This window comes from Sphingorhabdus sp., assembly GCF_035329025.1.
GTDB lineage: Bacteria > Pseudomonadota > Alphaproteobacteria > Sphingomonadales > Sphingomonadaceae > Sphingorhabdus_B.
Window position 1 is genome coordinate 1 of record NZ_DAOLHN010000015.1, and the last position, 11,630, is coordinate 11,630.

An 11,630-nucleotide genomic window follows, 5' to 3' on the forward strand; every position below is an offset into this window, starting at 1 on the left:
AGAGCAGGTCGACGATCAGCTTGGTTTCGTGGAGGCATTCGAAATAGGCCATTTCGGGGGCATAGCCTGCCTCGACCAGCGTTTCGAAACCCGCCTGGATCAGGTGGGTGATGCCACCGCACAGTACGGCCTGCTCACCGAACAGGTCGGTTTCGCATTCTTCACGGAAGTTGGTTTCGATGATGCCCGAACGGCCGCCACCGACGGCGCTGGCATAAGCAAGCGCTACATCATGCGCGTTGCCCGATACATCCTTGTCGACTGCGATCAGGCAGGGGACGCCGCCGCCCTTTTGATATTCGCTGCGCACGGTGTGGCCGGGGCCCTTGGGCGCGATCATGATCACGTCGAGGTCTGCGCGCGGCTCGATAAGGCCAAAGTGGATGTTCAGGCCATGCGCGAAGGCGAGGGCCGCGCCCTGCTTCATATTGGCGTGCAGGTCGTCCGCATAAATGGCAGCCTGATGCTCGTCTGGCGCGAGGATCATCACGACATCAGCCCAAGCCGCCGCATCAGCGTTCGAGAGCACCTTGAAGCCTGCGCCTTCGGCCTTGGCAGCAGTTGCCGAACCGGGGCGGAGTGCAATCGCAACTTCCTTGACGCCGCTGTCGCGCAAATTCTGCGCATGGGCGTGGCCCTGGCTGCCATAACCAACGATAGCGACCTTCTTGTCCTTGATCAGGCCCAAGTCGCAATCTGCGTCGTAATAAACCTTCATGATATTCGCTTTCCTTTTGTTCGTCGCCCCAGCGCAAGCTGGAGCCGTTGCAAGTTTATGCAGCGGGTTCTGGTGAAACCGACTGCGGCCCCTGCCTTCGCAGGGGCGACGTCTGATCTTCTAACTCGCTTCGCTGCCGCGCATCAGCCCGACTATGCCGGTGCGACCAACCTCGACCAGCCCCAGTTCGCGCATCAGCGCGACGAAGGTGTCGATCTTGTCCGGCCCGCCGGTAATTTCAAAAATGAAGCTCGAAACAGTCGCGTCAATCACACGTGCGCGGTAGATATCGGCAAGGCGCATCGCCTCGACGCGCTTGTCACCGGCTCCTGAAACCTTGACCAGCGCCAGTTCGCGTTCGACATGCGGACCCGCATCAGTCAGGTCGGTAACCTTGTGAACCGGCACCAACCGCTCGCATTGTGCGATGATCTGGTCGATCACTTCGGGCGGCCCCTTGGTGACAATGGTTATCCGGCTGATCGCATGGTCCTCCGAAATGTCGGCGACGGTCAGGCTGTCGATATTATAGCCGCGCGCAGTAAACATCCCGGCGATGCGGGCAAGCGTACCAGCTTCATTGTCGACAGTGAGCGTCAGCACGTGCCGCTCGGCGAATTCTTCCTTGATATGCATGTCTTACACCAGCGCCTTAGCTTCGTCGTCCATTGTGCCCGAAACTTCGTCGGAATGCAGGATCATTTCGGTATGCGCTGCACCGCTGGGGATCATCGGGAAGCAGTTCGCTTCCTTCGATACGCGGCAGTCGAACATCACCGGGCCGTCATGCGCCAACATTTCAGCGATGGCGTCGTCGAGTTTCGCCGGATCGTCGCAACGTATGCCTTTCCAGCCATAGGCTTCGGCCAGAGCAACGAAATCGGGCAGGCTGTCTGAATAGCTGTTCGAATAGCGGCTTTCATAGGTCAACTGCTGCCACTGGCGAACCATGCCCATCCACTCATTATTGAGGATGAACACCTTTACTGGCAGGCGGTATTGGCTGGCAGTACCCATTTCCTGGATATTCATCTGGATCGAGGCCTCGCCCGCAATATCGATGACCAACGCGTCCGGATTGCCCATCTGCGCGCCAATGGCTGCTGGCAGGCCATAGCCCATTGTACCAAGACCGCCGCTGGTCAGCCATTTGTTGGGTGCATCGAAATGGAAATGCTGCGCGGCCCACATCTGGTGCTGGCCGACCTCGGTGGTGATCACGGGGCTCTTGTCTTTTGTCAGTTCATAGAGCCGCTCGATCGCATATTGCGGCATGATTTCGGACTGGCTTGCCGGATAGTTGAGCGAGCCGACCGAGCGCCAGCCCTTGATCCGCGCCCACCATTCATCCAGCTTTTGCGGCTGCAGTTTGCGGCTGTTCCAGATGGTGATCATCTGGCGGATCGCCTTGCCGACATCGGCGACGATGGGCAGGTCGACGCGCACAGTCTTGTTGATCGAGCTGCGGTCTATGTCGATATGAACCTTTGTGCTGTTCGGCGAGAAGGCGTCGAGGCGGCCCGTAACGCGGTCGTCGAACCGCGCTCCAAGGCACAGCATTACGTCGCACTGGTTCATCGCCATATTGGCTTCATAGGTGCCGTGCATGCCGAGCATGCCCAGCCATTGTGGATCGGATGCGGGGAACGAGCCTAGACCCATCAGGGTAGAGGTTACAGGTGCGCCGCAGAGCGCCGCCAGTTCCCGTAATGCTGCGCTGGCATCGGGGCCCGAATTGATGATGCCGCCGCCGGTGTAGAGGATCGGCGCCTTGGCTTTGGCGAGCAATTCGACTGCCTGCGTAATTGCGGCAAAATCGGCGTCGCCAGCCGGGACATAGCGTTTGGCGGCATTGTTGCCATGACGATCAAATTCTGCAGTAGCGACCTGCACATTCTTTGGAATATCGATCACGACCGGGCCCGGACGACCTTGAGTTGCAATATGAAATGCCTCTGCAACAACGGCACCCAGTTCAGCCGGATCCTTCACCAGATAATTATGCTTGGTGCAGTGGCGGGTGATGCCGATCGTGTCGGCTTCCTGAAAAGCATCCGATCCGATCAGATTGGTTGCGACCTGCCCGGTGATGCAGATCATCGGGATCGAATCCATGAAGGCGTCGGCAATTCCGGTGACAGCATTGGTCGCGCCAGGGCCAGAGGTGACAAGAACAACACCGGGCTTGCCGGTCGACCGGGCGTAGCCTTCGGCCGCATGCGCAGCGCCAGCCTCATGGCGCACGAGGACGTGGCGAATCTTGGGATGCTGGAAAAGCGCATCGTAAATCGGCAGCACGGCGCCGCCGGGATAGCCAAATACGGTGTCCACGCCCTGTGCCAGCAAGGCTTCGATCAATATGTCTGCGCCGGATTTTTCGGCCACTTTTTCTGTCCTTCAAACAAACGAAGCCCGCCTATTGCTGCATCGCAACAAGGCGGGCAAGTGCGGGCTGTTACGGATTAGAAAATGGCATGTCAACAGTTAAAAATGAAATAATATTTCAATTACATCAAAGTCAGCAACATTATATGCCTCCGTCCAGCGCGGCCATTGCGCCGGTGGTTGGTTGCGAAACCAGGTATATTGCCGTTTGGCATATTGGCGCGTCGCCGCCTGACCTCGGGCGACGGCCTCCTCCAGGGGAATTTCGCCCCGAAGCATGGCTGCAATTTCAGGAACGCCGATCGCTCGCATTACCGGTGCATCGGCAGGCAGATTGAGCGCCAGCAGCGCCTGTACCTCGTCAATCGCGCCGCGCTCGATCATTTGTGCAAAGCGCAAGTCGCACCGTGCATGCAGCCAATCACGCGGGGGAAGGAGGATAAGGGGGTGCAATTCCACGTCGTCACCTATTCCACCCTCGCGTAGCGCACGCCATTCGACAACGCTCTTACCAGTCGAACGCATGACCTCGAGCGCGCGTTTGATCCGGCTGTCGTCATTGGGGGAAAGCGCAGTCGCGCTGGCGGCGTCAATTTCGACCAATGCCCGATAGGCCTCCGCTGTGGGCAGGGCACGCACAGCACTGCGCACTTCGGGGTCGATATCAGGTATCGGCGCAATGCCATCGAGCAGTGTGCGCAGATACAAGCCCGTCCCACCGACGAGTATCGGCGACCGATCCTCGCTCCACGCCGTCTCTATCTCGCGCTTTGCATCCTGTGCCCAACGCGCCGCTGAGCACGCCTCTCGCTCATCAAGATAGCCGAACAGCCGGTGCGGCGCGCTTGCCATTTCCTCAGCACTAGGCTGCGCACTTAGGATCGAAAGATGTGCATAGACCTGCGCACTATCGGCATTGATAATCGTCACCGGACGTGAGTGCCCGAGCCGCAACGCCAATGCGGTCTTGCCGCTGGCCGTTGGACCGGCAATAAGCGCCAGTCTTTTGCCTCTCGGCCTTTTTTGCGGATTCGTCATGTTGTCAGCTTCTTCCACAAATGTCGCCACACTGATAGCGGCAGATCATCTGGACGCGGGAATGTTATCCGAGGCGGCTGATCGTTTGCGCGATGCCGGGTTGGAGCCGGGCGAGCATGACTGGCTGGAACTGGGCATCGCCGTTGACCTGCAATTCGAAGGAAAGATTGAAGCCGCGCGTGATGCCCTGCGAGGCGTCGAAAACGTCGTGGACGTCAGCGTTCAGCCCTCCACCAACCGCCGCAAAATGCTGCTGGTGTCGGATATGGACAGCACGATCATCACCGTCGAATGTATCGACGAGCTGGCCGACTATGCGGGAATCAAGGCGGAAATTGCGGAAATCACCGAACGTGCGATGCAGGGCGAACTGGATTTCGAGGGAGCCTTGCGAGGTCGGGTGGCGCTGCTGAAAGGGCTGCACCGCGATACCATTCAGCAATGTATCGACGAACGCGTGCGGCTAACACCTGGGGCAGACATATTGCTGAAGACGATGCGCAGCTGGGGTGCGCATGGCCTGCTGGTATCAGGCGGCTTCACCGATTTCGTGGCTGCTGTGGTCGATATGGCCGGGTTCGACAGCATGGCGGCCAACCAGCTTGGTATTTCCGGTGATTATCTGGATGGAACCGTTGACGGTGAAATTGTCGACGCCCGCGAAAAGGCGCGGCAATTGCATCAGGCCCGTCAGCAATTGGGCGTTGCTCCCGAACTGGTGCTGGCAGCGGGCGATGGCGCGAACGACATGTTGATGGTCGAAGCCGCCATTGAAGGCGGCGGTATCGGTGCCGCTTACCGTGCAAAAGCTGCATTGGAAGCGAAGGCAAATTTTGCAATCCGCCATAATGATTTGACTGCCCTGCTGTTTGCGCAAGGTGTGCGACGGACCGAGTGGGTTATGGGTTGATGATGACGCGTGGCGCGCATAGGTTTGTCGGCATGAACTCCAAACTGATCCTTCTCCTCGCTCTTGTTCCGCTTTCGGCCTGCAAGTCGCTCGAACAGCCGCAATCAAAGGCCGATGCACGTGCAAATATGGCCGCGGTGTCGTTGCAATATACCGATGGCTCCGGGACCGCTAAATTCCTGCAGGAAAAGGGCGGAGTGCGCGGAAAGCTGTGGCTCCAAGTACCCAGAAAAGGTAGCTATGCGATGCATGTGCATGCGGTGGGCAAATGTGAAGGGCCTGATTTCTCAAGCGCAGGTCCGCACTGGAACCCCGAAGCCAAAAAGCACGGGCTGCACAATCCGGCCGGGCCGCATAAGGGCGATTTGCCCAATATCGAAGCCTATTCAGACATCAATGTGGTTGTCGATTTCTTCCTACCCGATGTGCGTCTGATGGGGGAGGGGGGAATGCTCGATACGGATGGCGCAGCCTTGATTGTTCATGAGCGTGGGGATGACAATATCACTGATCCAAGCGGAAACAGCGGCAAAAGGATAGTTTGCGGCGTTATAAACGCAGAGTAAGCGTTAGCTGAGCTTGTCGGCGTACAACAGCGATCCGGGGGCAAGTCGCGACAGCACTTGGCCGATATCGTCGAATGAAAAGGCGAAGCAACCCTGGCTTCGTCCGACTTTGCCTTGCGTCGCAACCATTGATTGGCTGACATAGCGGGCAGGGTGGATGACGATGGCACGGTTTTCGGCCTGGTCATTTTCGGGATCTAGGCCGATCAGACGGCGCGACGCGCCATATTTACCATAATAGGTTTCACCGATCAGATAAGCGCCTGCTGACGTTGCTTCCGAACCCGGGATATTGGAGAATTGCTGCAAGCGACCGCTATGCGTGCGGTCGGAACCAATGCCGTGCGATACCAACAGCGTCGTGTTGGTGCCGTCTAGCATGTTGAACAGGTGAAAACGCGGCAGACCCGAAGGCTGCGAAAAATCGGCAATCGCCAACAGGTCACGGCTGAAGATCTTGTCACCATGTTTGGCAAGCGCCGCACCTGCGCGTGCGAGCAGGCGAGGATCAAGTTCAACGGCGTTCATCGACTGCGCGCGCGCGCCTGCAAGCGGGACCGATGCACATGCAAGTCCAGCCCCCGTTAACGCGGCGCGTTGTATGAAATGACGGCGACCCAGCTCTTTCATTTCCTTAGATCTAGGCGACATGATTTAACAATTGAAGGAGCGTGCGTGCGTTTCAACGCAAATTAACGGCATTTCGGCTTGCCAATTGCCGCTTTGGGCATTTGTCATTTTCGTCCATTGGTCGCAAATCAGGCTGGAATTGCGCCGATACCAATTGATTTTGGCAATGATTTTCCGCATATCTCTACCACTTTCGTAATAATGTGAAGCAACAGGGATAAATGATGTTTGTGTTGAAGACGCGCGGAGTGGCATTGGGCGCTCTTGGTTTGCTGCTGGCTGTTCCCGCCGCAGCACAAACGCCTGCAGCCCAGAATCCGGTTGCGCAGGAGCCCGCTGCCCAGCAAACACCGGCCACCGAACCGGCAACTGCTGAACCTGACCCAGCTGCATCGCCCGCCGTCGAACCCGTCACCGCGCCGGCGATCGTGCCAACTCCCCAACCCGAGCCTGAGCCTAAGCCCAAACCGATAAAGAAAGGGCCGCCTGACAGTCTGAAGCCCGGCCAGTTCGTATGGGAAAGCCGAGAGGCTTATGCAAACCCGCTGCGCATGGTCATCGTGCTCGATATCCAGCGCATGTATGTTTTTGATGGCGACAGCCTGGTCGGGTTCACAACGGTTTCTACCGGCAAGAAGGGCAAGGAAACGCCGACGGGCGTATTCAAGATTCTGCAGAAAAAGGTCTATCACGAATCAAATCTCTACGCGAACGCGCCGATGCCGTTCATGCAAAGGCTGACGTGGGATGGAATTGCGCTCCATGCGGGTCACAATCCCGGTTATCCAGCGTCGCACGGCTGCATCCGATTGCCGAAAGTTTTCGCAGAGTCGCTGTATGGCGCGACCGTTATGGATGGCGAAGTTGTGATCCTTGAAAGCTTGAGCAACCCGAGGCCCAAACCGCAACCAGCTCCCGCCCCGCCTATGGAACCAACACCTGTTGCGCCGGAACAGCCTGTTCAAACATCGCCGCTGACGACTGCTTGAATTGCATCCAAGTTTCTCGCTTGCCGTAGCGGCATGGAGGTTGACGTTTACGCTAACGTAAACTAGTATCGCTTTCGCCTGTCAGGGAGAAGGTGGCGCGGGAATGAATAATATATTGGGAAACGGAAAACCGGCTGACGCCACGATCGAGACGCCAGATGCGCTCGGTCGCGAAAGCTATACAATTTCCGATCTGTCGGCCGAATTCGATGTGACGGCCCGTGCGCTTCGCTTCTATGAAGATCAGGGGCTGATTTCACCCGAGCGGCAGGGGCTGGCGCGCATTTACTCGAAACGTGACCGCGCCCGTCTGGCGTGGATCCTGCGGGCGAAGCGGGTGGGGTTCAGCCTTGCCGAAATCCGCGAAATGATAGATCTTTACGATCTGAACGATGGTCGCAATGTCCAGCGTCGCGTCACCATTCAGAAGTGTCGCGAACGGGCCGAGTTGCTGAAAAAGCAGCGTCAGGATCTGGATAGCGCGATTGCCGAATTGAATGATTTTGTCGCCTTGGTCGAACGGGTCGAGGCGGAAGAAAGCAAGGCCGCTTGAGCTGCCATAATTTGAAAACCAGAGGACGTTATGCCGCAATATAAAGCGCCGGTGCGCGACACGCTTTTCATTCTCAACGAAGTTCTGGGCATTGACAAATATGCCAATCTGCCGGGCTTTGAAAATGCCAGCGCCGACATGGTCGAGGCCATCCTGACCGAGGGGGCGAAGTTCGTCGAGAACGAATTATTCCCGTTGAACGCGGTTGGCGACAAGCAGGGTTGCACCCGTCATGCAGATGGCTCGGTGACGACACCTGACGGCTTTAAGGAAGCTTATAAAGCCTATTGCGATGCAGGCTGGGGCACGCTTTCTGCGCCGGTCGAATATGGCGGGCAGGGGATGCCGCATATCCTGTCAATGGCATTCGAAGAATATATGGCAAGCTCGAACATGGCCTTTGCCATGTATCCCGGGCTGACCCATGGCGCAGTTTCGGCAATCCTCGTCAAGGGCAGCGACGAGTTGAAGGCGATCTATGCGCCCAACATGATCAGCGGCAAATGGACGGGCACAATGAACCTGACCGAGCCGCATTGCGGCACCGATCTGGGCCTGATCCGCACCAAAGCCGTGCCCAATGGCGATGGCAGCTATGCAATCACAGGCACCAAGATATTCATTTCGTCGGGCGACCATGACCTGGCAGAAAATATCATCCATCTGGTGCTCGCGAAGACTCCTGATGCTCCTGACAATGTGAAGGGCATATCGCTTTTCATCGTGCCCAAATTCCTCGTCAACGAAGATGGCTCGCTGGGAGCGCGCAATCCGCTGGGCTGTGGCTCGCTCGAGCATAAGATGGGCATTCATGGCAACGCGACCTGCGTTATGAACTATGATGGCGCGACCGGCTATCTGGTGGGTGAGGAGAATAAAGGCCTCGCTGCGATGTTTATCATGATGAATATTGCGCGTCTGGGTGTCGGCCAACAGGGTCTTGGCGTAGCAGAAGTGGCTTATCAGAATGCTGTGCAATATGCGCATGATCGCCGTCAGGGCCGCGCTCTGACCGGGCCGCAGGATCTGAACGAGAAAGCCGACACGCTGTTCGTCCACCCCGACATCCGCCGGATGCTGATGGATTCAAAGGCGTTCACCGAAGGGATGCGTGCTTTGTGCCTGAACGGCGCGCTGCTCGCCGACATCATCCACAACGGCCAGACTGAAGAAGAGCGCACGGTTGCTGACGATCTGCTCTCGCTGCTCACCCCGGTCATCAAGGGATATGGCACCGATAAGGGCTATGAAGTCGCGACCAATGCACAGCAGGTCTATGGCGGCCATGGCTATGTCGGTGAATGGGGCATGGAACAATATGTCCGCGATGCCCGCATCACGATGATCTACGAAGGCGCCAATGGCGTGCAGGCGATGGATCTGGTCGGTCGCAAGCTGGCCCAGAATGGCGGGCGTGCAGTGCAGGCATTTTTCAAGCTGGTCGATGATGAATGCACCGCTGCCAAGGGCAGCAAGCTGGAAGATTTCGCAGCCCGCCTCGAAAAGGCCAATGGCGAACTGAAGGCGGCGACGATGTGGTTCATGCAGAATGGCATGGCCAACCCGAACAATGTCGGTGCCGGTGCGCATCATTATATGCACATCATGGGCATCGTCGCACTGGGCCTGCAATGGTTGCGCATGGCGACTGCTGCCCAGGCCGCACTTGACGCCGGAACGGGCAATGCAAAATTCTATGAAACCAAGCTGGTGACCGCACGCTATTTTGCCGAACGCTTCATCCCCGATTGCGGTGCGCTGCGCCGCAAGATCGAGGCAGGAAGCGAAGCGATCATGGCACTTGAGCCGGAGATGTTTGCGGTAGCCTGATATGGCAGCAAAGCAATCCGCCGATATTGTGCCTGTCGTTGAAGAGGGACGCAATTGTTGGCGGATTGCTCGCGCAAACCGTGTTTCGGTGGTGGTCGATGCCGCCGACTATTTCCACTATGTCCGCGAACTGTGCGAGGACGCGCAGAACCTGTTACTGTTCGTCGGCTGGGATTTTGATTCCCGCATTTCGCTTGAGCCTGGTGACCGGAGCAGGCGCGCACGCCTTTCGGGCTTTTTCCTGCGGCTGGCGCGCCGCAACCCACGCCGCCGCATCGCGATCCTCAAATGGCGGTTCGGGGCGCTCAAGCAATTTCTGATTCCGGCAAGTGCATGGACATTGGCGCGTTGGGCTGCGACGCGAGCGATCGAATTTAAGTTTGATGGCGCGCATCCTGCCGGATGCAGCCATCACCAGAAAATTGTCATAGTTGACGATTGCCTCGCTATATGCGGAGGGATCGATCTGGCATCGGGCAGATGGGACACGCCTGACCATCTAGATGATGATCCCAAACGCTTGTTGCCCAATGGAAAGCCGCATGCGCCCTGGCATGATATTACGATGCTGATGGACGGCGATGTTGCGGCTGCGCTGGGTGAGTTAGCGCGCAATCGCTGGGATATTGCAGGGGGTAAGCCTTTGCCGCCGGTCCAGACCATCGAACCGCAATGGCCGGAAGATGTGCCGGTGCTGTTCGAAAATGTCGACCTGGCTATCGCCCGGACCCGAGCGCCTTATGGTAACGTAGACGAGGTGCGCGAGATTGAAACGCTCTATCTCGACATGATCGCCGCGGCGCAAAAGTTCATTTATATTGAGAACCAGTATCTTACCTCGGCCAAGATCGCGGCCGCTATAGCGACGCGTATGGGGGAGGCCAATCCTCCCGATATCGTCGTCGTCATGCCGCGTTCGGCGGAAGGCTGGCTTGAACAGAAGGCTATGGATGCCGCGCGGGTGCAACTGGCGCGGGCCATTGGCAAGGTCGACAAAGGCGATCGCTTCCGCATCTATGTGCCCGTTACCAAAGGCGGCACCGACATTTATGTCCATGCCAAGCTGATGATTGTCGATGACCGGATATTGCGGATCGGCTCGGCCAATCTCAACAACCGCTCGCTGGGGCTGGATAGCGAATGCGACATGGTGCTCGATTGCGCGCTACCTGCCAACAAGGGTTCGGAAAAGGTGATAGCAGCGCTGCGGACTCGCTTGTTGGCGGAGCATCTCGGCGTCTATGAAAAGGTTGTCGCGGAGGCATTTGCTAGATCCGGCTCTCTGGTCGACACGGTGGAGGCGCTGCGTGGGGAGGGCAAGACGCTCGAACTGCTCGACCTTGAAAAGCCGGGTCCGCTCGACAAGCTGATTGCCGAAAATGAATTGCTCGATCCTGAGCATTCAGAAGGCTTTCTAGAACCGCTGCAGCAGCGCGGATTGCGCATGCGCTGGCACGAGGGTCGCGCGCGGATTACCAAAAGGCTGGCCCGACGGAGAGCGACCAGCCGTTAGGCTGCGCCGGACACACGACCGGTTGAGTGCGACGGACGGTTAGGCTTCCCGCACACACCAGTCGACGCTTGGTGCTGGTCAAACCGCATCAATGATAGAAAAGTCCCAATCGACAGGGGGTTGTGCAATCAAGGAGCAACCGATGTCGATAACCCGGAAATGGTCGCAAAGTCCGGTCGCATGGGCCGCCGCACTGGCGCTTATTCTGCCTTTTGCCTTTGGTACGGTGCATGCCGCCGGGCCTGCCAAACCTGCTGCTTCACCTGAAGCACCCGTTCCACCTCCAACGATTGACAGCAATGGCGATGGAAAGCCGGATGCGTGGGATCGTGATGGCAACAACAAGGCAGACGCCTGGGACGCCAATGGCGACGCAAAGCCCGACCTGTTCGACAATGACGGCGACGGCAAGCCCGACGCAGATCGCTGACCTTATTCGGCCCGCGGGTCGCAAAGGTTCGGGTCGGAGCCGGGGCGGAGTAATCCGCCCCGGCGCAT

12 protein-coding genes are annotated in these 11,630 nt (G+C 57.9%); 7 read left to right on the top strand and 5 right to left on the bottom strand.

The genetic code is table 11. The annotated features are described in order from the left end of the window. The 4 genes from ilvC to miaA all read right to left on the bottom strand — a co-directional run. On the bottom strand, nt 1-718 hold a 718-nt coding region (gene ilvC / locus PKC81_RS05735; RefSeq protein ID WP_324334000.1), incomplete at its 3' end, for a ketol-acid reductoisomerase. A gap of 120 nt (nt 719-838) precedes the next feature. Then, a complete protein-coding gene (ilvN, locus tag PKC81_RS05740) occupies nt 839-1,354 on the bottom strand; it encodes an acetolactate synthase small subunit (protein WP_115548639.1) in 516 nt (171 codons plus the stop codon). 3 nt (nt 1,355-1,357) lie between these two features. Beyond that, nucleotides 1,358-3,103 (bottom strand): acetolactate synthase 3 large subunit, encoded by a 1,746-nt coding sequence (locus PKC81_RS05745; protein WP_324334003.1) that lies wholly within the window; start codon nt 3,101-3,103, stop codon nt 1,358-1,360. Nucleotides 3,104-3,202: 99 nt separating this feature from the next. Continuing rightward, complete coding sequence (gene miaA, locus PKC81_RS05750) at nt 3,203-4,141, bottom strand: tRNA (adenosine(37)-N6)-dimethylallyltransferase MiaA (RefSeq protein WP_324334006.1); 939 nt, start codon at nt 4,139-4,141, stop codon at nt 3,203-3,205. On the opposite strand from miaA, the gene serB reads away from it, so the two are divergent. After that, nucleotides 4,140-5,051: a phosphoserine phosphatase SerB gene (serB, locus tag PKC81_RS05755; RefSeq protein WP_324334008.1), complete on the top strand. Its 912-nt coding sequence runs from the start codon at nt 4,140-4,142 to the stop codon at nt 5,049-5,051. The two genes, miaA and serB, sit on opposite strands and share 2 nt — an antisense overlap. A gap of 32 nt (nt 5,052-5,083) precedes the next feature. Next, on the top strand, nt 5,084-5,617 hold the full coding sequence (locus PKC81_RS05760) for a superoxide dismutase family protein (protein ID WP_324334010.1): 534 nt from the start codon (nt 5,084-5,086) through the stop codon (nt 5,615-5,617). Nucleotides 5,618-5,620: 3 nt separating this feature from the next. On the opposite strand, the gene PKC81_RS05765 is transcribed toward PKC81_RS05760, so the two are convergent. Next, the gene (locus tag PKC81_RS05765; protein ID WP_324334012.1) at nt 5,621-6,268 is read right to left on the bottom strand and encodes a murein L,D-transpeptidase catalytic domain family protein; all 648 of its coding nucleotides are present in this window, start codon (nt 6,266-6,268) and stop codon (nt 5,621-5,623) included. Between the two features lie 200 nt (nt 6,269-6,468). On the opposite strand from PKC81_RS05765, the gene PKC81_RS05770 reads away from it, so the two are divergent. From PKC81_RS05770 to PKC81_RS05790, 5 genes are all read left to right on the top strand, one after another. Continuing rightward, the gene (locus PKC81_RS05770) at nt 6,469-7,236 is read left to right on the top strand and encodes a L,D-transpeptidase family protein (protein WP_324334014.1); all 768 of its coding nucleotides are present in this window, start codon (nt 6,469-6,471) and stop codon (nt 7,234-7,236) included. Nucleotides 7,237-7,339: 103 nt separating this feature from the next. Continuing rightward, on the top strand, nt 7,340-7,789 hold the full coding sequence (locus PKC81_RS05775) for a MerR family DNA-binding transcriptional regulator (RefSeq protein WP_324334016.1): 450 nt from the start codon (nt 7,340-7,342) through the stop codon (nt 7,787-7,789). Nucleotides 7,790-7,819: 30 nt separating this feature from the next. Next, nucleotides 7,820-9,619: an acyl-CoA dehydrogenase C-terminal domain-containing protein gene (locus PKC81_RS05780; RefSeq protein WP_324334018.1), complete on the top strand. Its 1,800-nt coding sequence runs from the start codon at nt 7,820-7,822 to the stop codon at nt 9,617-9,619. Between the two features lies 1 nt (nt 9,620). Beyond that, nucleotides 9,621-11,132: a phospholipase D-like domain-containing protein gene (locus tag PKC81_RS05785; RefSeq protein ID WP_324334020.1), complete on the top strand. Its 1,512-nt coding sequence runs from the start codon at nt 9,621-9,623 to the stop codon at nt 11,130-11,132. A gap of 142 nt (nt 11,133-11,274) precedes the next feature. Then, a complete protein-coding gene (locus PKC81_RS05790; protein ID WP_324334022.1) occupies nt 11,275-11,562 on the top strand; it encodes a hypothetical protein in 288 nt (95 codons plus the stop codon). The last annotated feature ends 68 nt before the right edge of the window (nt 11,563-11,630 follow it).